Source organism: Microbacterium hydrocarbonoxydans, assembly GCF_023715885.1.
Lineage (GTDB): Bacteria > Actinomycetota > Actinomycetes > Actinomycetales > Microbacteriaceae > Microbacterium > Microbacterium hydrocarbonoxydans_C.
The window spans coordinates 168,673-191,620 of sequence record NZ_JAMBOY010000006.1 but is presented as its reverse complement, the minus strand read 5'-3'; the positions used below and the strand labels follow the sequence as shown (position 1 = coordinate 191,620).

Here is a 22,948-nt window from a genome sequence, read left to right as displayed (position 1 = left end):
TCGGCGGCCATAGCGTGAGGGAAACGCCCGGTTACATTCCGAACCCGGAAGCTAAGCCTCACAGCGCCGATGGTACTGCAGGGGGGACCCTGTGGGAGAGTAGGACACCGCCGGACTCCTTTTAGACGAAATGGCCACCCAGAGCTGGGTGGCCATTTCGCGTTAACAGCACACACGAGAACAGGGAGCATCATGCCGGAAGAGGAAGAGCGCCGTCCGCGTCGCAATGACGACAGAGGACCGCGCCGAGACCGCCCTTCCGGACACCGCTCCGAGCAGCCGCGACGTGATGCTGGTGCCCCGCGTCGCGAGGGTGGTTACAACCGTGATGGTGATGCCCCGCGTCGTGAGGGTGGCTATAACCGTGATGGTGGTGCCCCGCGTCGTGAGGGTGGCTATAACCGTGATGGTGGTGCCCCGCGTCGTGAGGGTGGCTATAACCGTGACGGCGGACAGCGTCGTGAGGGTGGTTACAACCGTGACGGCGGACAGCGTCGTGAGGGTGGTTACAACCGTGACGGCGGACAGCGTCGTGAGGGCGGTTACAACCGTGATGGTGGTGCCCCGCGTCGTGAGGGTGGCTATAACCGTGACGGCGGACAGCGCCGTGAGGGCGGGTATAACCGCAATGGTGGTGCCCAGCGTCGTGAGGGCGGTTACAACCGTGACGGCGGACAGCGCCGTGAGGGATCCGCGCCGCAGTCGGACCGTTCCCGATCCTTCCCGCAGCGCGGGGGAGCGGGTCGTGAACGCCCGTTCCAGGCTGCGGCCGAGCGGCCTCGGCACAACGACCCGGTCTTGCCGGAAGACGTGACGGCACGCGACCTGCACCCCTCGGCTCGGAACGAGTTGAAGACCCTGAGCAAGGAGAACGCGGAGCACGTGGCTCGGCATCTCGCCATGGCGTCTCGGCTCATCGACGAGGATCCTGCTCTCGCACACCAGCATGCTCTCGCCGCCTCCCGTCGTGCCGGCCGCATCGCCATCGTGCGCGAGACGCTGGGCATCACCGCCTACGCGAACGAGGACTTCGCGCTCGCTCTGCGGGAACTCCGCACGTATCGTCGCATCTCCGGCAAGGACGATCAGATCGCCCTGATGGTCGACAGCGAACGCGGCATCGGCCGCCCCGATCGTGCGCTCGAGACGGGCCGCGCCGTCGACCGCAGCGCGCTGACCACGCCGGTGCGGGTCGCCCTGGCGATCGCCATGTCCGGTGCACGTCTCGACCAGGGCGACCTGGAGCTGGCGCTGGGGGAGCTCGAGATCCCGGAGCTCGACCCCGACCGCGCGTTCGAGTGGAGTCCGGCGTTGTTCTCGGCCCGCGCGGCCGTGCTCGAAGACCTCGGCCGCACCGAGGAGGCCGCGTTCTGGGCGCATCGCGCCGAGGTCGCCGCCGAGGCGCTCGGCGTCGATGAAGCCGGTGACGAGGAGATCTTCGTCGAAGACGGGATGATCGACGACATCGAAGACCTCGACGAGGACTCCGACGTCGCCGATGCGGATGCCGGCGCGGAGCCCGACGAGACCGAGGCTCGCGACGCGACGGATGCCGAGGGCGAGATCGAGAGCGCCGTCGAGACCGAGAACGCTGCTGAGCCTGAGCCGTCGATCGAGGACGAGGTCCGCGAGTTGCTCGGCGAAGACGAGTCCGACACCGAAGGGTCCGGCACCCACGAGGGGCGCGACTCCTCGAAGGAGGCCTGAGGCGCGGTGGGGCTGTTCTCGAAGAAGCAGGCGCAGCGCACACCGCTCGACGGCGCCGATGCCGTGCTGGCCGATCTCGACGGGGTGGTCTACGCCGGTCCCGGCGCGCTGCCGCACGCGGTCGAGAGCCTCAACCGAGCTGCGGAATCGGTGCGTCTCGGCTACATCACGAACAACGCCTCACGGACGGATGCCTCGGTCGCCGCGCACCTCAGCAGCCTGGGACTCGACGTCGCCCCGGCCGATGTAATCACCAGCCCGCAGGCGGCGATGCGACTGCTCGCCGGGATCGTCCCCCCGCCGGCCACCCTCCTCATCGTGGGCGGCGACGGACTCGTCGACGAGGCAGAGAAGGCGGGCTACACCGTCACGCGCTCGGCTGACGACTCGCCGGCGGCCGTGGTGCAGGGCTTCGCCCCCGAGGTGGCGTGGACCGACCTGGCCGAGGCCGCCTTCGCACTGAAGGTCCCGGAGGACGAGGGCGGCATCCCCTGGATCGCGACCAACACCGACTGGACGATCCCGCGCGAGCGCGGGGTCGCACCGGGCAACGGCACGCTGGTGTCCGCTGTCCACACGGCGATCGGTCGACTGGCGACGGTCGCCGGCAAGCCCGAGGTGCCGATCTTCGAGGAGGCCCTGTCGCGCTTCGGCGCCCAGAACCCCCTCTTCATCGGCGACCGGCTCGACACCGACATCCTCGGCGCAGTGCGCGCCGGGATCGACTCGGCTCTCGTTCTCACCGGCATCGACCGGCCCAAGCACGTCCTGGCCGCGCCCGAGGGATCGCGGCCGACCTACATTCTCCGCGATCTTCGCGACCTCCACGAGCCGTATCCGACTGCCTCGGTGAAAGACGGCATCCACTCCGTGAACGGCGCGTCCGTGCGTGTCTCCGGGCCCGATGTGGAGATCCTGGCCGAGGGCGACGAGCAGATCGATCTGCTCCGGGCCGGCGCGTCCGCGATCTGGGCGTCCGGGACCCCGGTGTTCGTGCTCCGAGTGCCGGAGCGTCTCTACGACGACCCGTTCCACCGCCCCTGACGACGGCCGGGCGGTCGTCGTGGCTCCGGCCCGCTGTCGCAGCCGCCGCGTACAGTAGAGACGTGAGCGATGAGACGACGAACGAGCCGACCGACGGTCTGTGGAGTCGCCTGCGCCTGATCGAGGGGCAGCCGTTGGCTGCGCGAGCAGACGCGTACTCCGGGTTGCACGACGAGCTGTCCCGCCGCCTCGACAGCGGCGCACGCCTCGATCAGCGCGACGCCTCTGGCGCGCGATGACGCGACTCGACGCCGCCCTCGCCACGCGGGGACTCGCTCGTTCGCGAACGCACGCCGCATCGTTGATCGCGGACGGCCTCGTGACCGTCGACGGGCGCCCCGTGGTCAAACCCTCGACCCCGGTCCTCGACACGGCCGAGATCACCGTCGCCGGCGCCGACCACTACGTCGGCAGGGCCGCCCACAAGCTCATCGCCGCTCTCGACGGATTCGACATCGCCGTCGACGGGCGTCTCGCGCTCGATATGGGCGCTTCGACGGGTGGCTTCACGCAGGTGCTCCGCGAGCGCGGTGCGCGGTCGGTCCTCGCCGTCGACGTCGGACACGACCAGCTCGCGGCATCCGTCGCCGCCGACCCCGGGGTCGTGCTCGTCGAGGGCTACAACGTGCGCTATATGACGCCGGAGAACCTGCGAGCCGCGACGGGCGAGCAGCGGGCGCCCGACCTCGTCGTCGGAGACCTGTCCTTCATCTCGCTCGAACTGGTGCTGCCCGCCGTCGCGGCAGTGGCCGCGCCCGACGCCGACATCGTGCTGCTCGTGAAGCCGCAGTTCGAGGTCGGCCGCACGGCGGTGCGCGGCGGACTCGTGACGGATCCCGCCACTCGCGCCGATGCCGTCGCGAGGGTCGTCTGGAGCGCCTGGGATGCCGGACTGGGGATGCTCGGCATCCTCCCATCGCCGATCCTCGGCACGCACGGCAACACGGAATATCTCGTACACCTCGCTCCGGACCGGGGCACGGATCCGTCAGAATGGTCGGAACGCATCAACGCACTGGCAGGGGGCCGATGAACGAGCGCAACATCCTGGTCGTCGCCCACGCCCGACGCACGGACACCGTCGAGGCGGCTCGTCGCGTGGTCGAGGCGCTGCGCGAAGCGGGAGCGCGTCCGGTGCTCGCAAGCGACGACAGCGGGGACCTCAGCGCAGTCGATCCGTTCTTCGCCGACGTCGACGTGCTCGGCGACACCGTCGCGCAGGAGGACCTCGAACTGGCGATCGTGCTGGGCGGGGACGGGACGATCTTGCGCGCAGCGGAGCTGGTACGGGGCTGCTCGGCGCCCGTCCTCGGAATCAACATGGGTCATGTGGGCTTCCTGGCCGAGATCGACCGCGACGACATGGACGCCGCGATGCGTCGCGTCATCGACCGCGACTACGACGTCGAGGAGCGGCTCGCCCTCTCGGTGCGCGTGAAGGATGCCGGCGGCGCGGTCGTCTACGAGACCTTCGCGCTGAACGAGGCGACCGTCGAGAAGGGGAGTCGCGAGCGCATGATCGAGGTCGTTCTCGAGATCGACGGACTGCCGCTGTCGAGCTTCGGCTGCGACGGCATGGTCGTGTCGACCCCGACCGGATCCACCGCCTACAACTTCTCGGCCGGGGGACCGGTGATCTGGCCCACGGTCGAGGCCATCGCCGTGGTGCCGCTGTCAGCGCACGCCCTCTTCGCGAAGCCGCTCGTGGTGAGCCCCGACGCCGCCGTCGCGATCGAGATGCTCGACGGGACCACCGGCTCCGGCATCCTGTGGTGCGACGGCCGTCGATCGCACGACCTGCCGCCCGGCGCACGGGTCGTGGTGCGACGGTCCTCCCGCCCCGTGCGACTGGCACGCCTGCACACCGCCGAGTTCACGAACCGCCTCGTGCGGAAGTTCCAGCTCCCCGTCGCGGGCTGGCGCGGACAGGGGGCGGGCGCGTGATCGAGGAGATGCGGATGCAGGGGCTCGGCGTGATCGCCGACGCCGTGCTCCCGCTGGGCACGGGCTTCACCGCGATCACCGGCGAGACCGGAGCGGGAAAGACCATGGTCGTGACCGGGCTCGGACTGCTGCTCGGGGCCAGGGCCGACTCGGGCGCCGTGCGCGCCGGTGCCGCGCAGGCCTCGGTCGCGGGGGTCTGGATCGTGCCGGAGAAGGGCGAGGTCGCCGACATCGTCGCCGACGCCGGCGGTGAACTCGAGCCGGCCGGCGGCGGGACGGCCGAGCTGTACGTCTCCCGCACCCTGAGCGCAGAGGGACGCAGTCGCGCGAGCGTGGGTGGACGCGCCGCGCCGGCGGGAGTGCTCTCGTCCTTGGCCGACGAGCTCGTCGTGGTGCACGGACAGTCTGAGCAGCTGCGACTGCGGTCGGCCGTCGCTCAGCGCGATGCGCTCGACAGGTTCGGCGGCGCCCCGATCGCGACGGCGCTCGAGGCCTACGCGGCAGCCTTCGCGCGCTGGCGCGACCTGGATGCCGAGATCGCCGACATCACGGAGAACCGGGACCGTCGAGCCGAGGAGGCCACGAGGCTGCGCGAAGCGCTCGCGCTCATCGAGGCGACGGCCCCCGAGCCCGGTGAGGACGTCGAGCTCACCGCTCGTGCCGAGCGCCTCGCGAACGCCGAAGACCTGCGCCTGGCTGCCACGCTCGCGCACAACGCCCTGTCGAGCGAAGAGGGCGAGCCCGATGTCTCCGCTCTCGTCGCGGAAGCGCGTCGATCCCTCGAGCGCATGACCGACCCGACGCTCTCCGACATCTCCGAGGGTCTCGCCGACATCGGTTACCGCGTCGCCGACATCGCCGGGCAGCTCTCGGCGTACCTGGCCGACCTCGATGAGTCGGGCCCTCATGAGCTCGCCGCCGTCGAGGAGCGCCGCGCAGCGCTCGGCGCGCTCGTGCGCGCCCACGGGTCGCTCGAGGAGGCTCTCGAACTCTGGCGCACCGGATCGAACCGCCTCGCCGAGCTCGACGACGACGGGGACCGCATCACTCGGCTCGAGGCCGAGCGCGACGCCGCACGCACCGAGCTCGACGAGTTCGCTGCGGCATTGACCGCAGAACGCACGGCAGCCGCAGCGCGTCTGGGCGCCGCTGTGACGGAGGAGTTGCACGCCCTCGCGATGCCGGATGCGACGCTCGAAGTGGCGGTCACCCCCGGCGCGGAGAGCGCACACGGTCGCGACGACGTCGGCATCCTGCTCGCGCCGCACCCGGGCGCGGAGCCCCGCTCCGTGTCGAAGGGCGCGTCGGGAGGCGAGCTCTCGCGCGTCATGCTGGCCATCGAGGTCGTCATCGCCGGTACCGATCCCGTTCCGACGTTCGTGTTCGACGAGGTCGATGCGGGCATCGGCGGAGCGGCTGCGATCGAGGTCGGTCGGCGACTCGCCCGACTCGCCGAGAAGTCGCAGGTCATCGCGGTGACCCATCTCGCGCAGGTCGCGGCCTTCGCGAACAATCACCTCTCGGTCGTGAAATCCCACGACGGAGCAGTCACAGCCTCCAGCGTCCGCCGACTCGAGGGGGAGGAGCGGGAGGCGGAGATGGCCCGTCTGCTCTCCGGACTCGCGGATTCGGACGCCGCACTCACCCATGCCCGCGAACTTCTCAGCCTCGGCGTCTGAGCGAACTGTTAGGATAGAAGCCCGTGATGAACTCTTCTTCTGCGGGGCCCAAGAACGACACGACCAAGCACATCTTCGTGACCGGTGGTGTCGTTTCGTCGTTGGGCAAGGGGCTCACCGCGGCCAGCCTCGGCAACCTGCTCACCGCTCGCGGACTCCGCGTCGTGATGCAGAAGCTCGACCCGTACCTCAACGTCGACCCCGGAACGATGAACCCGTTCCAGCACGGTGAGGTCTTCGTCACCGACGACGGCGCCGAGACCGACCTCGACATCGGCCACTACGAGCGCTTCCTCGACATCAACCTGTCGCAGGCCGCGAACGTCACCACGGGTCAGATCTACTCCCAGGTCATCGCGCGCGAGCGGCGTGGCGAGTACCTCGGCGACACCGTGCAGGTCATCCCGCACATCACCGACGAGATCAAGCGCCGCATGCGCCTGCAGGCGACCGAGGACCCGCAGCCCGACGTCATCATCACCGAGGTCGGCGGCACGGTGGGCGACATCGAGTCGCAGCCGTTCCTCGAGTCCGCGCGGCAGCTGCGTCACGAGCTCGGCCGCGACAACGTGTTCTTCGTGCACGTCTCGCTGGTCCCGTTCATGGGGGCCTCCGGCGAGCAGAAGACCAAGCCCACGCAGCACTCGGTGGCAGCTCTCCGCCAGGTCGGCATCCAGCCCGACGCGCTCGTGCTGCGCAGCGACCGCCCGGTCAGCGAGAGCAACCGCAACAAGATCGCGCTCATGTGCGACGTGGATGCCGAGGGCGTCATCAACACGGTCGACCTGCCGAGCATCTACGACATCCCGTCGACGCTCAACGAGCAGGGGCTTGACTCGTACATCGTGCGCCGTCTCGGCCTCGACCAGAAGGCCGAGGAGGTCGACTGGACGCGGTGGAACCGGGTCCTGCACGCCGTGCACAACCCGAAGCACGAGGTCACGATCGGGCTCGTCGGCAAATACATCGACCTGCCCGACGCCTACCTCTCGGTCACCGAGGCGATCAAGGCCGGAGGCTTCGCCCAGGAGACGAAGGTTAACATCAGGTGGATTCCGTCCGATCTGTGCGAGACGCCGGACGGCGCCAGGGAGCAGCTCGCCGCGCTCGACGGCATCTGCGTGCCCGGCGGCTTCGGGATCCGCGGCATCGAGGGCAAACTCGGTGCGCTGAAGTTCGCGCGAGAGCAAGGCATTCCGACCCTCGGTCTGTGCCTCGGCCTGCAGTGCATGGTCATCGAGTACGCGCGCGATGTCGCCGACATCGCTGGCGCCTCGTCGACCGAGTTCGACCCCGAGACCACCGAGCCGGTTATCGCGACCATGGCTGAGCAGGTAGAGATCCTCGACGGCGGCGACCTGGGCGGCACCATGCGCCTGGGCCTCTACCAGGCCGCCCTCGCGGAGGGGTCGCTGGCGCGCGAGGTCTACGGCGCCCCGATCGCGTCCGAGCGGCACCGTCACCGCTACGAGGTCAACAACGCGTACCGCTCGCGTCTGTCCGACGCGGGGCTCGTGTTCTCGGGTCTCAACCCTGAGCTGGACCTCGTCGAATACGTCGAGCTGCCGCGCGACGTGCACCCGTACTACATCGCCACGCAGGCCCACCCCGAGCTCCGCTCGCGGCCGACCGACCCGCACCCGCTCTTCCGCGGACTGGTCGGCGCGGCGATCGAGCGGCACCGCGCGAGCGAGCTGTTCGACGTCGAAGCCGATGCCTGAGAACTCCGTCGTCGCGGGCGGGCTGCGCGACGAACCCTTCGAGCCAGAGGTCGTGCAGAGCGAGCTCGCGTTCGAGGGCGCCGTCTGGAACGTCCGCGACGACCGGGTGCGGTACGGAGACGGCGAGATCCGTCGTCAGTACGTCGAGCACACCGGCGCTGTGGCGATCCTCGCGCTCGACGACGAGGGGCGCGTGCTGGTGATCCAGCAGTACCGGCACCCGATCCGTCATCGCGACTGGGAGCTGCCCGCGGGCCTGCTCGACGTCGACGGCGAGGAGCCGCTGGTCGCCGCACAGCGGGAGTTGGCCGAGGAGGCCGATCTCGTCGCCGCCCACTGGGAGCCGCTCGTCTCCTCGTGGACCACTCCCGGCGGCAACGACGAGGTGATTCACATCTTCCTCGCCACGGGGATCTCGGCCGCGGCGTCGGCGCACGAGCGCGAGGACGAGGAGGCCGACATCCGCGTCGAATGGGTTCCGCTCGACGCGGTGATCGCCGCGGTCATGGAGGGGCGGATGCGCAACGGCATCCTCACCATCGGCGTGCTGGCGACCGCGCAGAGGCTGCGAGACCGGGCCTGAGCATGCAGCTCGACCGTGCGTTCGACTCGTACCTGCGCCATGTCACGATCGAGCGTGGGCTGAGCGAACACACGATCGCCGCCTATCGGCGCGATCTCACCGGCTATCTCGAGTGGCTGACCGCTGACGGAATCGCCGACTCGGCGGAGATCACACCCGCGATCGTGGGGCGCTTCATCGCGGAGCGGTCGTCCGCGGACCCCGCGCCGGCGGCGACGAGTCTTGCGAGACTGCAGTCGTCGGTACGCGGGTGGCATCGTTTCCTGGCGCGCGAGGGCATCGACGACGACGATCCGAGCGGGCGTCTGCGACCGCCGAAGGCGCCGCGTCGTCTGCCGAAGGCGCTCACCATCGATCAGGTCGAGCGCCTGCTGGCCGCTCCGTCGGCCGAGGAGCCGATCGGCATCCGCGATCGTGCCCTGCTCGAGCTCCTCTATGCGACCGGCGCGCGTGTCTCGGAGGCGGTGAACCTCGATGTCGACGACGTCTCGCACGGGGACGTGCTGCGGCTACGGGGCAAAGGGTCGAAAGAGCGCATCGTTCCCCTCGGCTCGTATGCCCGCGCTGCCGTCGACGCCTATCTCACTCGTGTGCGGCCAGATCTCGCCGCGAAGGGCCGAGCCTCGGCGCGGCTGTTCCTCGGAGCTCGGGGAGCACCGCTGTCGAGGCAGAGCGCCTGGCTCGTGATCCGGGATGCCGCGGAGCGCGCCCAGATCACGTCGGAGGTGTCGCCGCACACGCTGAGGCACTCGTTCGCGACCCACCTGCTGCAGGGCGGCGCCGATGTGCGGGTGGTGCAGGAGCTCCTGGGGCACGCCTCCGTGGCCACGACGCAGATCTACACCCACGTGTCCGTCGACACGCTGCGCGACGTCTACGCGACCTCGCATCCTCGGGCGCGGTGATCGGGACCGACGCTGATGACCGGCACCGCCGCGCGGCGAAGGGCTCCGCCGTGCGCCTGCCGCTACAATCGACCAAGCACGAGGGAGCAGGAGAAGCGGTGGCGGAGAAAGCGGCGAAGTCCAGGGCGAAGGCACGGAAGGCCGACGAGACACCCCTCGGACCGACCGGCCGGCCGTATCACGGGTTCCCCACTCCTGAGCCGCTGGCCTCGCACGGACCGGCTCGCATCATCGCCCTCTGCAACCAGAAGGGCGGAGTGGGCAAGACCACGACGTCGATCAACCTCGCCGCCGCCCTCGCGGAGTACGGCCGCAAGGTGCTCGCCGTCGACTTCGACCCGCAGGGTGCGCTGTCGGCGGGCCTCGGCATCCAGACGCACGACGTGACGACGATCTACGATCTGCTGCTCGACACGAAGCGCGATGCGCACGAGGCGATCGTGCACACGAGCGTCGACGGCCTCGACGTCATGCCCGCCAACATCGACCTCTCGGCCGCGGAGGTGCACCTCGTCAACGAGGTCGCGCGCGAGACGATCCTCGCGCGTGTGCTGCGCCAGGTCGCGGGGGAGTACGACGTCATCCTCATCGACTGCCAGCCGTCGCTCGGTCTGCTGACGGTGAACGCTCTGACCGCCGCTCACGGCGTCATCATCCCGCTCGAATGCGAGTTCTTCGCGCTCCGCGGCGTCGCACTGCTCATCGAGACGATCGACAAGGTGCGCGACCGGCTGAACCCGTCCATCACGATGGACGGCCTGCTCGCCACGATGTACGACCCGCGCACGCTGCACTCGCGCGAGGTGCTGGAGCGCGTGGTCGAGGCGTTCGGCGACGACGTGCTCGAAACCGTCATCGGCCGGACCGTGAAGTTCCCCGACGCGTCCGTCTCCGGCGTCCCCATCACCGAATTCGCTCCGGAGCACGCCGCCGCCCAGGCGTACCTGCGGCTGGCGCGGGAGCTGGTCGCCCGTGGCGCCGTCGCCTGACGAGACTCCTGAGACGCTCGCGTCCGTCGGACCGGACGAGGCGACAGCCGCGGCATCCGAATCGGCCTCCGGCGAGCCCGAGGCGGGGTTCCGGGTCTCGCTGTCGAACTTCGACGGACCGTTCGACCTGCTGCTGAACCTCATCTCGAAGCACGAGATGGACATCACCGAGGTCTCGTTGAGCGCGGTCACGAACGAGTTCATCGCGTACCTGCAGCACCTCGACGACGATGAGGAGCTGGATCAGGCATCGGAGTTCCTCGTCGTGGCCGCCACGCTTCTCGACATGAAGGTCGCCGGACTCCTGCCGCAGGGAGAGCTGGTGGATGCCGAGGCCGTGGCGCTCCTCGAAGCACGCGATCTGCTGTTCGCCCGGCTGCTGCAGTACCGCGCGTTCAAAGAGGTGTCGGCCTGGTTCTCGCGCTGCCTGCAGCGGGAGGATCGCCGACACGTCCGGGCGGTGCGGCTCGACGAGAAACACCGCACGCAGACGCCCGAACTGGTCTGGTCGCTCAGCGTCGACGACTTCGCGGCACTCGCGCTGCTCGCGTTCGCGCCGAAGGAGATCCCGCACGTCGGCCTCGACCATCTGCACGCTCCGCTCGTCAGCATCCGCGAACAGGCGGCGATCGTCGTCACGCTGCTGCGCGGCACGGAGTCGCTGAGCTTCCGCGAGCTGGTGTCCGGCATCCGCGAACCGGGCATCGTCGTCGCGCGCTTCATCTCCGTGCTGGAGCTGTATCGGCACGCCGCACTGAGCTTCGAACAACTGGAACCGCTCGGCGAGCTCACGCTGCGCTGGGCCGCCGACTCCTGGTCGGACGAGACACTCGCGAGCCTGGGGGCCGACTATGACCGATGACCTGACCGCGCCCACCGAGGAGCAGGCGGCGGCCCCGACCGCTCCTCTCGAGACCCCGCTGGCGGAGCGGATCGAGGCGATCCTGCTGATCATCGACGAACCCATCGGCCTCGTCGCCCTCGCCGCCGCCGTCGGATCTCCGGTGGCGGCCGTGCGTCAGACGATCGAGACGCTCGTCGACGACTACGACGGGCGGGGCAGCGGTCCACGGCGCGGCTTCGAGCTGCGCGAGGTGGGCGGTGGGTGGCGTCTCTATGTGCGCGAGGACCACGACTCCCTGGTCGCCGAGTTCGTCGGCGGTCAGGCGCCGGCACGACTGTCGCAGGCTGCTCTCGAGACTCTCGCGGTCATCGCTTACAAGCAGCCCGTGACGCGCAGCCAGGTCGCCTCGATCCGCGCGGTCAACGTCGACTCGGTCGTGCGCACGCTCCTCGCACGCGGACTGATCACCGAGCTCTTCGCCGATTCGGAGACGGGTGCGATCAACTACGGCACCACCGACGCGTTGCTGCAGCACCTCGGGATCAACTCCCTCGACGAGCTCCCCCCGATCTCCCCGCTGCTCGACGACGGCGCCGACGGTTTCGATGAAGGAGTGGTCCGATGATGGAAGACACGAGCTCTGCGCCCGAGGGCGTCCGACTGCAGAAGGTGCTGGCCGCGGCCGGCGTCGCGTCGCGGCGCGTGGTGGAGCAGTACATCGTCGAGGGGCGCATCCGGGTGAACGGCCGCACCGTGACCGAGCTCGGCACGAGGATCGACCCGGAGACCGATCTCGTCGACGTCGACGGGACGGCCGTGCAGCTCGACGTCTCCAAGCGCTACGTCATGCTCAACAAGCCGACCGGTGTCGTCAGCAGCATGCGCGACGAGAGCGGTCGTCCCGATCTGCGCCGGTTCACGAAGGACTACGAGGAGCGTCTCTACAACGTCGGCCGTCTCGACGCCGAGACCAGCGGGCTGCTCGTCCTCACGAACGACGGCGAGCTCGCACACGTGCTGGCGCACCCGTCGTTCGGTGTCACCAAGGTCTACATCGCCAAGGTCGACGGAGCGGTCACTGCGCAGACGATCTCGAAGCTCACGAAGGGGATCGAGCTGGAAGACGGCCCGATCGCCGCCGACAAGGCTCGTCTCCTCGACACGTCCCGCGGTTCGAGTCTCGTGGAGCTCACGCTGCACTCCGGTCGCAACCGCATCGTGCGACGGATGATGGCGGCGGTGGGGCATCCGGTCACGGAGCTCGTCCGCCGGCAGTTCGGACCCCTCCACCTGGGAACCCTCCCGGCTGGTCGCACACGCGAACTGAGTAAAATCGAACTCGGTGCGCTGTTGACTCTCGCGCGCCGTGATTCCGGTGTCGCCGCGGCGCCAGGCGAGCAGCAGGAGAACGAGTGACCGAGACGACGAGTGCGCCCGGCGAGGTGCCGACGACCGGCGTGTCCGCGCCGCGCGTCGCGACCCGTCTGTCCGGCACCGTCCGCATCGTCGGCGCCGGCCTGCTCGGCGCGAGCATCGGGCACGCGCTCCGGACGAAGGGCGTCGACGTCGTGCTCGCCGACACGTCGCCCGCACAGCTGCGTCTTGCGATCGACTACGGCGCGGGACGGGCGGCGGCGGATGCCGACACCCCCGCGCTCGTCGTGGTGGCCGTGCCGCCCGACGTCACCGCCGATGTGATCGAAGCCGAGCTGGCGCGATTCCCCGACGCCGTGGTCACGGATGTCGCGAGCGTCAAGCTCGAGCCGTTCCTCGCCCTCCAGAAGCGCGGCGTCGACATCACCCGCTACATCGGCTCCCACCCGCTCGCCGGTCGGGAACGCGGCGGAGCGATCTCCGCCCGAGCCGATCTCTTCATCGGACGACCGTGGGTCGTGTGCCGGGATGAGGACACCAAGGCCTCCGATCTCGCTCTTGTCGAGGCGCTCGCGCTGGACGTCGGAGCGATGCCGCTGGAGATGACCCCGGAGGAGCACGACCGGTCGGTCGCGCTCACCTCGCACGTGCCGCAGGTCGTCGCGAGTCTGCTCGCCGCGCGGCTCGCGGTCGCCGACGAGGGCGCGCTGCGCCTCTCCGGCCAGGGTGTGCGCGACACGACGCGGATCGCGGCATCCGCTCCCGAGCTGTGGGTGCAGATCCTCGGTGCGAACGCCGGGCCGGTCGTGGAGATCCTCGACGCGCTGGCAGACGATCTCCGCGAGGTGTCTGACGCGCTGCGTGCTCCCGACGCTCCGGGCGCGCGGCGCGTGGTCGCGGAGACGATCAAGCACGGCAACGACGGTGTCGAGCGCCTGCCGGGCAAGCACGGCCAGAACCGTCGCTTCGAGAGCCTCGTCGTCATGGTTGACGACACGGCCGGTCAGCTCGGTCGGCTGTTCGGCGAGCTGGGCGAGCTCGGCGTCAACGTCGAGGATCTGCGTCTCGAGCACTCGCCGGGCGCACAGTTCGGTCTCGCCGAGATCAGCGTCGATCCCGCTGCACTGCACGGGGCGATCACCGGACTCCAGGAACGCGGGTGGCGGATTGCAGGGACCACGAATGACTGACTTCATCGCGATCGACGGGCCTGCAGGGTCCGGCAAGTCGAGCGTCTCGAAGGCGGTCGCCCGCCGGCTCGGATTCGGGTACCTCGACACGGGGGCTGCCTACCGGGCCCTCGCCTGGCACGTCCTCGACCGCGGTGCCGACACCGATGACGCGGAGTCGGTGCGCCTCGCGGCATCCGAGTTCCCGGTCAGGCTGGGTCTCGACCCCGACGACCGCGCCGTGCTCGTGGGTGACTCCGACGTGACCGACGCGATCCGTGAGCCGCGCGTCTCCGGCGCCGTGAGCGGCGTCGCCCGCGTGCCCGAGGTGCGCGAACAGGTCAACCGTCTGTTCCGGGCGCTCGTCGCCGAGGCTCCCTACCCGGCTGTTGTGGTGGAGGGCCGCGACATCACCACCGTGGTCGCACCCGACGCGCCGGTCCGTATTCTGCTCACCGCCGCACCCGAGGTGCGCGCCGCGCGCCGCGCAGGCGAGCTCGCGGGAGAGAACGCCCAGGCCGTCGCCGAGGCCCTGCACAAGCGCGATGCCTCCGACAGCGCGGTCGTCGACTTCCTCAATGCCGCCGACGGTGTCGAGGTCGTCGACTCGACCGCGCTCGATTTCCCCCAGACCATCGACGCCGTACTCGCGGTGATCGAACGACTCCGAGGAGCACACCGTGGCTGACGACGAATACGAGGGCGGCCCCGACCAGCTCGCCGAGAAGATGGACGCACTCGACGAGGAGCTGGCCGAGCAGCGCGCTGAGACACTGCGCGCCGGCCTCGCCGACTACGAGCTCGACGACGAGGATGCCGCGCTTCTCGCCGGCGTGACGCTGGGCGAGGACGGTATCCAGTTCCTGCCGGCACTGCCCGTGGTGGCGATCGTCGGCAGGCCGAACGTCGGCAAGTCCGCGCTCGTGAATCGCATCCTCGGCCGTCGCGAGGCCGTCGTGGAGGACACGCCCGGTGTCACGCGCGACCGCGTCACGTACAAGGCGGAGTGGAACGATCGTCGCTTCACGCTCGTCGACACCGGCGGCTGGGAGCCCGATGCGAAGGGCATCGATCGATCCGTGGCTGCGCAGGCCGAGGTCGCGATCGACCTGTCGGACGTCGTCCTCTTCGTCGTCGACGCGATGGTCGGCGCCACCTCCACCGACGAGCACGTCGTGAAGCTGCTGCGCAAGAGCGGCAAGCCGGTGTTCCTCGTCGCCAACAAGATCGACGACAGCCGCCAGGAGCCCGAGGCCGCCGCGCTGTGGAACCTCGGTCTCGGCGAACCGCATCCCGTCTCCGCGATCCACGGTCGCGGCGTCGCCGATCTGCTGGACGCCGTGCTGAAGAAGCTGCCGGACGTCTCGGCCGTCGCGAAGGCCGAGATCGGCGGGCCGCGCCGGGTCGCCATCCTCGGGCGCCCGAACGTGGGCAAGTCCTCGCTGCTGAACAAGGCGGCGGGGGAGGAGCGCGTGGTCGTGAACGACCTCGCCGGCACCACCCGCGACCCGGTCGACGAGATCGTGGAGCTCGGCGGCAAGCTGTGGACGCTCGTCGACACGGCCGGCATCCGTCGCAGGGTGCACATGGCGCAGGGTGCCGACTTCTACGCGTCGCTGCGGACCTCCGCCGCGCTCGAGAAGGCCGAGGTCGCCGTCGTCGTGCTCGACGTCTCGGAGACGATCAGCGAGCAGGACGTGCGCATCATCGATCTCGTGCTCGAGTCAGGCCGTGCCCTCGTGCTCGCGTTCAACAAGTGGGACCGCCTGAACGACCTGGATCTCGAGAACGCCGACCGCCGTCGGTACCTGGAGCGGGAGATCGAGCAGGACCTGGCTCACGTCGCTTGGGCCCCGCGCGTGAACATCTCGGCGAAGACCGGCCGCCACCTCGACAAGCTCGTACCGGCGCTCGAGACCGCGCTGGAGAACTGGGACCGCCGCATCCCCACGGGCAAGTTCAACGCCTTCCTCGCCGAGCTCGTGGCCGAGCACCCGCACCCGCTGCGCGGCGGAAAGCAGCCGCGCATCCTGTTCGGCACGCAGGCGTCGACACGTCCGCCGACGTTCGTGCTGTTCACGACGGGGTTCCTCGATCCGGGGTACCGCCGATTCATCCAGCGTCGCCTGCGTGAGCTCTACGAGTTCGAGGGAACGCCGATCGTCGTCAACATGCGCGTCCGCGAGAAGCGTCAGCGCTAGACCGCGGTGCTCGACGGGCCGTCCGCTTCGTGCGGACGGCCCGTCGCTGTTCCCGCGTGTGACCGGCGCGGATGCCGATGCCCGGATGCTGTGAAAGGCTGAGGGGGTGACTGTCGTTCCCCCCGCTGCCGGTGAGCCCCGCCGCCCGTCCGGGCCGCGTGATCCCGGCGATGCCTGGGTCGTGGCCCCGTCGGGTGAGAAGTACTGGGGTAGGTTCGGAGCGGCGGGCCTGCTGGCGGTCGATCCGGAGCGCGGGATCCTGCTGCAGCACCGTGTCGCGTGGAGCCACTTCGGCGGAACCTGGGGGCTTCCCGGCGGCGCGCTGCACGAGGGGGAGAGTGCGATCATCGGGGCGGTTCGTGAAGCTCAGGAGGAAGCGGGCGTGCCGGATGCCGCGGTGCGGCCTCGATTCACGAGTGTGCTCGACCTCGACGTCTGGTCGTACACGACGGTGATCGCCGATGTGGTCGAGCCGTTCGACCCGGTGATCAGCGACCCCGAGAGCGTCGCGCTGGAGTGGGTGCCCGTCGACGAGGTCGGCACTCGGCCGCTGCATCCCGGATTCAGACGGGCGTGGCCGACGCTGCGGGCGCTGCTCGCGGTGCGCCCGTCGCTCGTCGTCGATGCGGCGAACGTGGTGGGGTCGGTGCCGAACGGCTGGTGGAAGGATCGCGCGGGCGCCGCGCGTCGGTTGGCTGAGAGCCTGAACGGGCTGTCCGTGGCGGGATCCGACATCGACCTCGGTGGCAGTGCCTGGTTCCCGCCGATCGCGCTCGTCGTCGAAGGGGCGGCGCGGGGCATCGATGCTCCCGACCCTGACGCCGATGACGACGACGCGCTGCTTCCGGCCGGCGTGGTCTCGCTCGTGGAGGCGGATGCCGGAGGGGATGACGCGGTCGTCGCCGAGGTCGAGCGCCGGGTCGCCAGCGGTGCGTACGTGGTGGCGGTCACCAGCGATCGCGAGCTGCAGGCCCGAGTCGCGGCTGCCGGCGCCGCCCAGGTGCGCTCCTCCGGCTGGCTGCAGGGGATACTGGCCGCCCCGAACTGAAGCCCGGGCGCGCCGGGCAGCACCCGACGCCTCATACGAACATCACTCGCCGTCGCGGGGGATCCACGTAGGAGCGCCCCAGTGGACTCTCCCAGGTCACACACCCGTCGGGGAGCTGTCGCGCGGTCCATCGGTGCCGAGGGTCGACGTCGGGATGTTTGAGCGAGTGGTGCGTCGTGCAGAAGTGGCTCAGGTTGTCGAGACGGGTGCGACCGCCGAGGGCGTGGTCGTGGTTGTGGTCGATCTCGCATCGGTGCACCGGCATACGACAACCAGGGAATCGACAGTGCTGGTCGCGAGCCCGCAGATGTCGGCGCATCGCCTCGGTGGGAGTGTATGTGTCGGTCTGCACGACCTGCCCGGCGGGGTCGAGGAACAGCCGGGACCAGCCCGTGTTCCGGCCGGCGAGCGCCCGGGCGATCCCGGGATCCAGCGGGCCGTGCCCGTCGAGTTCTGCGGGCCGGTCGTCGGCACCGATCAGCGTGCTCGCTGCGACTGTCACCTGGATTCGAGGCTGCACGGCGTCGAGTCCCGAGCCGAGTTCGGCGCTCGGTACCGAGACGAGGAGCAGATCGGCGAAGAGGTCCGCGCGGATCTGGTCGAGCGTGCGGCCGTCAGCGGGGAGGTGCTCGATATCGGGGCTGCTCGGGTCGGTGAGCGGGTCGACGAGCCCCGCGAGAGGATCGACGGTGAAGGTACCGTCCTCGCCGAAGATCACGGTGCCGGCGGCAGACGAGTCGCGTCGGGGGTCGTCGGGCGCGAGGTCATCAACGGTGATCTCGTCGCCGCGGTCCTCGACCGGAGGCAGCGTCGGTGCGGCATCCGCTCGACCGCGCACGACTTCGCGCGCCATGCGGGTGAGTCGATCCGCGATCGCGACAGCGAGCCACTCCGGCAGCACGGCGGTGAGGAGAGCGAGCCCATCGTCGACGGAACGCACGGAGACGCATCGTTCCGACTCCGCGCGCCGGTGTCGCTCGACCACGGTCTCGCCGGCGAGCGCGGCGGCGACCTGGCGAGCGTGAGCCCGGGTGCGGGCGGCGGTCTCCTTCTCAGCGATCACCAGGACGGCGGTCTCGTAGAGCGTCAGCGTTTCGGCATCCACTCGGCCATTGCGCACAGCCTCAGCCACGACGGCGCTGGCGCGAACGATCTCGCGCACGTGGCCGACCGTGATGTCGCCTGCGCGGAATGCGGCGCGCGTCGCGGGGAGATCGCGAGAGAGGGTGCGAGCGTCGGTGAAGGAGTGCTCCACCGTTCCGTGGGGGAGGTGAGCCGCGGCCGAGTACTCCGACAGCATCGATCGATAGATCGCGTCGCGGTGGAACGGGCTCTCGGCGACATCGGCCTCGTGCACGCCGATCCGCTCGATCAACAACTCGGTTGCCTCAGCCTCGAGCTCCGCGATCTGACGTCTCTTCTGCACCCACCCGTCAAGCAGGCGCTGTCTCTCCCGGAGGTCGAGATCGAGGTCGGTCGGCGTGATCATGTTCCCATTTTAGAACATATGTTCGACTATGAGAGGGTCAATCGAGGAAGATATCGGCATCCTCGTCTCCCCGTCCGCGAAGGCGATCGATGTCACGGCGCTCGCGCTTCGTCGGCCGACCGGCTCCGCGATCGCGCACACCAATCATCGCCTGAGGTTCGCGCGCGGGCGTGCGGTCCTCGTACGCCGCTGCGGCGAGAGGTGCGCCGACGCGCTTCACGAGGAGCTGACGCACGACCAGGATCCGATCGAACCCCGCGATGCGCACCCTCAGTTCGTCGCCCACGCGCACCTGTTGAGCAGCCTTGACCTTCTCGCCGTTGAGGCGCACGTGACCCGCACGGCAGGCGGTGGTGGCGGCGGAACGGGTCTTGTACGCGCGCACCGCCCACAGCCAACTGTCTATCCGTACCGCGTCGATCATCAGGATTCGACGGTGACCTGGGTGATCTGGCCATCGGGGCCGAGATGCACGGCCGGCCAGTAACCCTCGGGAAAGTGTGCGCCGCAGGTGTCGGTGAGGTGGAGCACGATGGTGCCGTCCTCCGAGGCTTCGATGGTCTCGAGAGCGAGATCCGTCGCGGCGGCGTCGAGCTCAGCCGGTTCGGGGGAGCCCTGGCTGAACGCTGTGACGACGGCATCCGTCGCCAGCCGGCGCAGCCCGGCGAGAGCGGAGAGCGTCTCACGGATGCGGGGGATGAGCGCTCGCGCTTCGTCGGCCGTGGTGGCTTCGAGCATGAGCTCGAGATCGGCGTCGTCGAGCGTGACCGTGCCGGCGTACCAGTCGTGTGTCAGGACCGTGCCATCGCTCAACTCCGTCGTCGCCCGGGTGAGCATGCCCAGTTCGCGGTCGTCGATGATCGGATGCTCATTGCTCATGGTTCCACGCTACTGGCGCATGCCGTCAGGAGGCCATGTCCAGAGTGACGAGGGGGCGGCCCGCCTTCAGCTCGCCGCGTGGTTCGAAGCCTGCTGCGACGAAGGTGCTGAGCGTGCCGTGGAAGAGTTCGTTGCTGCGCTGAGATGCGCCGCCTGTGTCGACCGGATACCCCTCGATGATTCGGGCGCCCGCTCCTCGGGCGTACTCGACAGCGGCATCGAGCAACGCGCGATTGAGGCCCTTGCCGCGATGCTCGCGCCGCACGACGAAGCAGCTCACCGCCCAGACGCTGTCGTCGTCGAACGGCTCGTGCGTCGCTGCGACGATCGCCCGTGTGTGCGCGAGCCGCCGCTGGAGGGGCCTCGGACCGATGCGGATCCAGCCCGCCGCCTCTCCGTCGACGTATGCGATGAGTCCCGGCGAGGGACCGGCATCGATCTCGGCGCGGAACATCTCCACGCGCTCGGGAGTCGTGGTCTCGTTCCAGTCCTTGTTCCGCAGCATCGGCCAGATGCACTGGCAGCTGGCGCCGTCGCCACCGCCCGTGAGCGCGCGCTGCACGTCGTCCCACCGCGCCGTCGTCGCCACCTCTGTCGTGATCGTCACCATGGTCCGACGGTACGCCCGGGCTCCGACACGGGCAACGCCCGGGACGCAGTCGGTTCGCGGAGGCGTCGCCGGTCAGGCTAAGATAGGGGAGTTGCCTGCGCGAGAGTGCAGACCAACGGGCTGTGGCGCAGCTTGGTAGCGCACTTGACTGGGGGTCAAGGGGTCGCAGGTTCAAATCCTGTCAGCCCGACCGAGAAAGGCCCGGAAACTCGCAAGAGTCTCCGGGCCTTCTGCGTGTCCGCGGCAGTGCGGAGCATCGAGGAGACAGACGCGCGTCACGACCCGGCGAGCAGATCGACCGTCCCGTTCGCCGTGATCGCCCCGACCGGCAAACCGACTTCTTCTCCCAGAGCGGAGATCGCGGCAGCGGCCTCGGCAGCCCGGCCCGACAGGGCGAGCTCCTCACCGCGAGTAGCGAGATCGTCGGCATCCCACCCCGCGACGGTCAGTCCGATGCCGACCGCTGTCACACCCGACTCAGTGATCGCATTCAGCTTCACCGCGATGATCGGGGCGTCCAATGCCGCGACGTCTGCTCCATCGCCGACACCCAGCGCGCCGGAGGCACGCAGCTCGGCGAGTCCGTCGAGGAGGTCGGCGAGCTTCGGATCGGGCGTGCCGTCGCTGGCGACCGTTGCGTCGTCGTATGCGCCATCGTCGGCGGACCACCTCATCGACCAGTCGACCCGACCGAACTCGTCCTCGAGAGCCGATGAGGCGACGGCCGCCCGCACGAGGGCTGCGGCATCCGAGAAGTCGCCGGTCCGCACAGAGGCGTCGGCGTAGAGACCGCCGTCTTCCCGGACGGAGAGGGTGAGGAGGTCGAAGCGCAGCAGTGCAGCGGCGACCGCTCCGGCTTCGCCCGCCATCATGGCCGCGGGCGGCGCGCCGAAGATCGACGAGCGGCTCGCGGTCTCCACGCTCTTCACGACGCAGGGGGAGTCGCCCGGCGCCGCCCACGCGTTCTCGAGCACGCGGGCGAGCTCGTCCTCCGCTACGCCGTCCTCCATCCTGACGCGCAACTCACACTTCGGGCTGACGTTGATGTTCCGTTCGACGACGTACACCGACACCTCGCCGCTGTCGCCGACGACGCCCTCGACCTGTGAGACGGCTCCGGGTGCGGCGCGCGACAGCGGTGTGCAGGCGAGGACGATCGCCGCGATCACGACGAGAAGTGAAACGCTCAGCACAGCCATGGTCCCACCGCGTCGACGCCCCCGAGTCATGCCCCGACCCTATCGGTCATCTCTCGGGGCTCAGGTCTCCGGCTTCACGAGAAAGGCGAGCTCGACTGTCCACGCGGTCTTGCGCGGCTCCTTCCTCGGATCGGCGCGGAGGATCTCGAAACGTCCGCCCCACCTCCCCGAAGCGGGATCGGTGTCGAAGCGTCTGCCCTGCTCCGGAGCCCACGCGAGAAGCGTCTTGTTCGCCTGCATCGAGCTCCCGCGGTACGCGATGATCGCGTAGTCCCCGGCCGGCGCCGATCCGGTCCGCACCCGATCGTCGTCTGAGACGACGCTCGCGTCGAGCACGCCCACCTCTATCTCCATGTCGCCCGCCATGTCTACGGTGTGCAGCCGCAGGAAGAACGGTCCGCCGACCTCGATCCGTCGCGCCGCCAGCCAAGCGGAGAGCTCGGCGATGAGAGAATCCCGGACCGCGAGCATGCCGCGGAACGGAGTGACGATCCGGATGCCGAGGGTCTGTCGTTCCGGTCTCGTCTCTATGCGCGGGCCGTCGTGAATCTCGAATGCCATGAGGCCATGATCGCCGGGGAAGGCCGACAGCAACAGGGGGCTCGGCGGAGCGCCTCAGACGAGCGCCCCCACGAGCGTCGCCAGCCCTTCGGCGTCGTGCGGTGCGTGCCCGCGGGCGTCGTTGTCGAAGTATACGTAGACGTCGCGGGGGAGTCCGTCGCTCGCGCCCGATCCGTCGGCCCAGGCGCTTACGATACCGGCCCATTCCGCCAGCTCCGCCGCCGTGTATCCGCTGTGATACAGCATCTGCGCCCCGTGCAACCGGACGTACGCGAAGTCGCTGGTGAGGACGTCGAATCGAGGCCACCGGCCGGCGGTGTCGGCGGCGACGAGCGCGGCGCCGTGCTTCTGCAGGAGGTGAAGCGCCTCCGCGTCGGCGAAAGTATCGGATCTCGGCTCGAGCGCGTAGCGCAACGGCCGGTCCTCCTCGATCTGCAGCCAGGCGCGGCCGTCGAGTCGCTCGTCGTGCCGCCTTGCGAGATCGAGCGCCTCACCTGTGGTCGACGGCAGCCCCGCGAGGAACGCCTCGACCAGCTCGGCGTCGAACGTCTGCCGTTCGGGGAGCTGCCAGAGGATCGGTCCGAGCTGGGCGCCGAGGGCGAGCACGCCTGACGCGAAGAAATTCGCCAGCCCCTGCTCAGTGTCGCGCAGCCGGAGCATGTGCGTCACGTAACGGGAGCCCTTGACGGCGAAGATGAAGTCCTCCGGCACCTCCGACCGCCATCGGCGATAGCTCTCCGGACGCTGCAGCGAGTAGAACGACCCGTTGAGCTCCGCGCTGGAGAAGTGCTCGCCGATGTACTCGAGCTCACGGCGCTGCGCGAGCCCCTTCGGGTAGAAGTCGCCTCGCCAACTCGCGTACTTCCACCCGGAGACGCCGATGCGGATGCGGCCGTTCGGCCGGGCTGCGTTCATTGGTGCACGATCCTCCTTGAAGGATGGACGCTACGACGTGCGCAGTCCGCGAGGATCGGGCTTGACGGACGCCGAACGGCACACTAC

The 22,948-nt window shown here is 69.6% G+C and carries 25 protein-coding genes, 1 tRNA gene and 1 rRNA gene; 19 read left to right on the top strand and 8 right to left on the bottom strand.

Annotation, left to right across the window (positions count from 1 at the left end; all coding sequences use genetic code 11):
* A 5S ribosomal RNA gene (gene rrf, locus M3195_RS15525) occupies positions 1–116 on the top strand.
* A 46-nt stretch (positions 117–162) separates the two neighbouring features.
* Here the strand turns inward: rrf and M3195_RS15520 are convergent.
* Positions 163–786 (bottom strand): hypothetical protein, encoded by a 624-nt coding sequence (locus M3195_RS15520; RefSeq protein WP_251588893.1) that lies wholly within the window; start codon positions 784–786, stop codon positions 163–165.
* Between the two features lie 24 nt (positions 787–810).
* On the opposite strand from M3195_RS15520, the gene M3195_RS15515 reads away from it, so the two are divergent.
* From M3195_RS15515 to M3195_RS15435, 17 genes are all read left to right on the top strand, one after another.
* The gene (locus M3195_RS15515; protein ID WP_251588891.1) at positions 811–1,707 is read left to right on the top strand and encodes a hypothetical protein; all 897 of its coding nucleotides are present in this window, start codon (positions 811–813) and stop codon (positions 1,705–1,707) included.
* Between the two features lie 6 nt (positions 1,708–1,713).
* A complete protein-coding gene (locus tag M3195_RS15510; protein ID WP_251588889.1) occupies positions 1,714–2,751 on the top strand; it encodes an HAD-IIA family hydrolase in 1,038 nt (345 codons plus the stop codon).
* A gap of 62 nt (positions 2,752–2,813) precedes the next feature.
* Positions 2,814–2,990, top strand: coding sequence for a hypothetical protein (locus M3195_RS15505; RefSeq protein ID WP_251588888.1), 177 nt, complete (start codon positions 2,814–2,816; stop codon positions 2,988–2,990).
* Positions 2,987–3,784 carry a TlyA family RNA methyltransferase gene (locus M3195_RS15500; RefSeq protein ID WP_251588886.1) on the top strand — a complete coding sequence of 266 codons (798 nt, stop codon included), beginning with the start codon at positions 2,987–2,989 and terminating at the stop codon, positions 3,782–3,784. The genes M3195_RS15505 and M3195_RS15500 overlap by 4 nt, the downstream gene beginning before the upstream one ends.
* Positions 3,781–4,695 (top strand): NAD kinase, encoded by a 915-nt coding sequence (locus M3195_RS15495; protein ID WP_251588884.1) that lies wholly within the window; start codon positions 3,781–3,783, stop codon positions 4,693–4,695. The genes M3195_RS15500 and M3195_RS15495 overlap by 4 nt, the downstream gene beginning before the upstream one ends.
* Entirely contained in the window at positions 4,692–6,374 is a 1,683-nt protein-coding gene (gene recN, locus M3195_RS15490) for a DNA repair protein RecN (protein ID WP_251588882.1), read from the top strand. The genes M3195_RS15495 and recN overlap by 4 nt, the downstream gene beginning before the upstream one ends.
* Positions 6,375–6,400: 26 nt before the next feature.
* Positions 6,401–8,095: a CTP synthase gene (locus M3195_RS15485; protein WP_251588880.1), complete on the top strand. Its 1,695-nt coding sequence runs from the start codon at positions 6,401–6,403 to the stop codon at positions 8,093–8,095.
* Positions 8,088–8,678: an NUDIX domain-containing protein gene (locus M3195_RS15480; protein WP_251588879.1), complete on the top strand. Its 591-nt coding sequence runs from the start codon at positions 8,088–8,090 to the stop codon at positions 8,676–8,678. Before M3195_RS15485 ends, M3195_RS15480 begins: the two co-directional genes overlap by 8 nt.
* A gap of 2 nt (positions 8,679–8,680) precedes the next feature.
* A complete protein-coding gene (gene xerD / locus M3195_RS15475; protein ID WP_251588878.1) occupies positions 8,681–9,583 on the top strand; it encodes a site-specific tyrosine recombinase XerD in 903 nt (300 codons plus the stop codon).
* Positions 9,584–9,681: 98 nt separating this feature from the next.
* Positions 9,682–10,572 carry a ParA family protein gene (locus M3195_RS15470; RefSeq protein ID WP_096715719.1) on the top strand — a complete coding sequence of 297 codons (891 nt, stop codon included), beginning with the start codon at positions 9,682–9,684 and terminating at the stop codon, positions 10,570–10,572.
* A complete protein-coding gene (locus tag M3195_RS15465) occupies positions 10,556–11,434 on the top strand; it encodes a segregation and condensation protein A (protein ID WP_374209334.1) in 879 nt (292 codons plus the stop codon). Before M3195_RS15470 ends, M3195_RS15465 begins: the two co-directional genes overlap by 17 nt.
* Positions 11,424–12,041 (top strand): SMC-Scp complex subunit ScpB, encoded by a 618-nt coding sequence (gene scpB, locus M3195_RS15460; protein ID WP_251588877.1) that lies wholly within the window; start codon positions 11,424–11,426, stop codon positions 12,039–12,041. Before M3195_RS15465 ends, scpB begins: the two co-directional genes overlap by 11 nt.
* Positions 12,038–12,832, top strand: coding sequence for a pseudouridine synthase (locus tag M3195_RS15455; protein ID WP_374209333.1), 795 nt, complete (start codon positions 12,038–12,040; stop codon positions 12,830–12,832). The genes scpB and M3195_RS15455 overlap by 4 nt, the downstream gene beginning before the upstream one ends.
* 41 nt (positions 12,833–12,873) lie before the next feature.
* A complete protein-coding gene (locus M3195_RS15450; protein WP_251588904.1) occupies positions 12,874–13,980 on the top strand; it encodes a prephenate dehydrogenase in 1,107 nt (368 codons plus the stop codon).
* Positions 13,973–14,647, top strand: coding sequence for a (d)CMP kinase (gene cmk, locus M3195_RS15445; RefSeq protein ID WP_251588876.1), 675 nt, complete (start codon positions 13,973–13,975; stop codon positions 14,645–14,647). Before M3195_RS15450 ends, cmk begins: the two co-directional genes overlap by 8 nt.
* Positions 14,648–14,687: 40 nt before the next feature.
* The gene (gene der / locus M3195_RS15440) at positions 14,688–16,160 is read left to right on the top strand and encodes a ribosome biogenesis GTPase Der (RefSeq protein ID WP_251588903.1); all 1,473 of its coding nucleotides are present in this window, start codon (positions 14,688–14,690) and stop codon (positions 16,158–16,160) included.
* Positions 16,161–16,266: 106 nt separating this feature from the next.
* Positions 16,267–17,208 (top strand): NUDIX domain-containing protein, encoded by a 942-nt coding sequence (locus M3195_RS15435; protein WP_251588875.1) that lies wholly within the window; start codon positions 16,267–16,269, stop codon positions 17,206–17,208.
* Between the two features lie 31 nt (positions 17,209–17,239).
* Here M3195_RS15435 and M3195_RS15430 read toward each other — a convergent pair whose 3' ends face one another.
* From M3195_RS15430 to M3195_RS15415, 4 genes are read right to left on the bottom strand one after another with little or no spacing between them, the layout of a single operon-like run.
* Complete coding sequence (locus M3195_RS15430; RefSeq protein ID WP_251588874.1) at positions 17,240–18,697, bottom strand: HNH endonuclease signature motif containing protein; 1,458 nt, start codon at positions 18,695–18,697, stop codon at positions 17,240–17,242.
* 37 nt (positions 18,698–18,734) lie between these two features.
* On the bottom strand, positions 18,735–19,121 hold the full coding sequence (locus M3195_RS15425; protein ID WP_251588873.1) for an RNA-binding S4 domain-containing protein: 387 nt from the start codon (positions 19,119–19,121) through the stop codon (positions 18,735–18,737).
* Positions 19,121–19,576 (bottom strand): hypothetical protein, encoded by a 456-nt coding sequence (locus tag M3195_RS15420; RefSeq protein WP_251588871.1) that lies wholly within the window; start codon positions 19,574–19,576, stop codon positions 19,121–19,123. The genes M3195_RS15425 and M3195_RS15420 overlap by 1 nt, the downstream gene beginning before the upstream one ends.
* 25 nt (positions 19,577–19,601) lie before the next feature.
* Positions 19,602–20,186 carry a GNAT family N-acetyltransferase gene (locus tag M3195_RS15415; RefSeq protein ID WP_251588870.1) on the bottom strand — a complete coding sequence of 195 codons (585 nt, stop codon included), beginning with the start codon at positions 20,184–20,186 and terminating at the stop codon, positions 19,602–19,604.
* Between the two features lie 116 nt (positions 20,187–20,302).
* Between M3195_RS15415 and M3195_RS15410 the strand changes: the two genes are divergently transcribed.
* Positions 20,303–20,376 (top strand) — tRNA-Pro (locus tag M3195_RS15410).
* An 85-nt stretch (positions 20,377–20,461) separates the two neighbouring features.
* Here the strand turns inward: M3195_RS15410 and M3195_RS15405 are convergent.
* The 3 genes from M3195_RS15405 to M3195_RS15395 are packed head-to-tail and all read right to left on the bottom strand — an operon-like array spanning position 20,462 to position 22,861.
* A complete protein-coding gene (locus M3195_RS15405) occupies positions 20,462–21,415 on the bottom strand; it encodes a hypothetical protein (RefSeq protein WP_251588869.1) in 954 nt (317 codons plus the stop codon).
* A 30-nt stretch (positions 21,416–21,445) separates the two neighbouring features.
* On the bottom strand, positions 21,446–21,946 hold the full coding sequence (locus tag M3195_RS15400) for a GyrI-like domain-containing protein (protein WP_251588868.1): 501 nt from the start codon (positions 21,944–21,946) through the stop codon (positions 21,446–21,448).
* A 54-nt stretch (positions 21,947–22,000) separates the two neighbouring features.
* Positions 22,001–22,861, bottom strand: a complete 861-nt coding sequence (locus M3195_RS15395; RefSeq protein WP_251588867.1) for a DUF72 domain-containing protein — start codon at positions 22,859–22,861, stop codon at positions 22,001–22,003.
* Positions 22,862–22,948: the final 87 nt, after the last annotated feature.

Bases quoted from the DNA above. Each gene is read 5' to 3' on its own strand.
- M3195_RS15500 (WP_251588886.1), top strand. From the start codon at position 2,987: ATGACGCGACTCGACGCCGCCCTCGCCACGCGGGGACTCGCTCGTTCG.
- M3195_RS15495 (WP_251588884.1), top strand. From the start codon at position 3,781: ATGAACGAGCGCAACATCCTGGTCGTCGCCCACGCCCGACGCACGGAC.
- M3195_RS15485 (WP_251588880.1), top strand. From the start codon at position 6,401: ATGAACTCTTCTTCTGCGGGGCCCAAGAACGACACGACCAAGCACATC.
- M3195_RS15480 (WP_251588879.1), top strand. From the start codon at position 8,088: ATGCCTGAGAACTCCGTCGTCGCGGGCGGGCTGCGCGACGAACCCTTC.
- xerD (WP_251588878.1), top strand. From the start codon at position 8,681: ATGCAGCTCGACCGTGCGTTCGACTCGTACCTGCGCCATGTCACGATC.
- scpB (WP_251588877.1), top strand. From the start codon at position 11,424: ATGACCGATGACCTGACCGCGCCCACCGAGGAGCAGGCGGCGGCCCCG.
- M3195_RS15455 (WP_374209333.1), top strand. From the start codon at position 12,038: ATGATGGAAGACACGAGCTCTGCGCCCGAGGGCGTCCGACTGCAGAAG.
- cmk (WP_251588876.1), top strand. From the start codon at position 13,973: ATGACTGACTTCATCGCGATCGACGGGCCTGCAGGGTCCGGCAAGTCG.
- der (WP_251588903.1), top strand. From the start codon at position 14,688: ATGGACGCACTCGACGAGGAGCTGGCCGAGCAGCGCGCTGAGACACTG.
- M3195_RS15430 (WP_251588874.1), bottom strand. From the start codon at position 18,697: ATGATCACGCCGACCGACCTCGATCTCGACCTCCGGGAGAGACAGCGC.
- M3195_RS15425 (WP_251588873.1), bottom strand. From the start codon at position 19,121: ATGATCGACGCGGTACGGATAGACAGTTGGCTGTGGGCGGTGCGCGCG.
- M3195_RS15420 (WP_251588871.1), bottom strand. From the start codon at position 19,576: ATGAGCAATGAGCATCCGATCATCGACGACCGCGAACTGGGCATGCTC.
- M3195_RS15415 (WP_251588870.1), bottom strand. From the start codon at position 20,186: ATGGTGACGATCACGACAGAGGTGGCGACGACGGCGCGGTGGGACGAC.
- M3195_RS15405 (WP_251588869.1), bottom strand. From the start codon at position 21,415: ATGACTCGGGGGCGTCGACGCGGTGGGACCATGGCTGTGCTGAGCGTT.
- M3195_RS15400 (WP_251588868.1), bottom strand. From the start codon at position 21,946: ATGGCATTCGAGATTCACGACGGCCCGCGCATAGAGACGAGACCGGAA.
- M3195_RS15395 (WP_251588867.1), bottom strand. From the start codon at position 22,861: ATGAACGCAGCCCGGCCGAACGGCCGCATCCGCATCGGCGTCTCCGGG.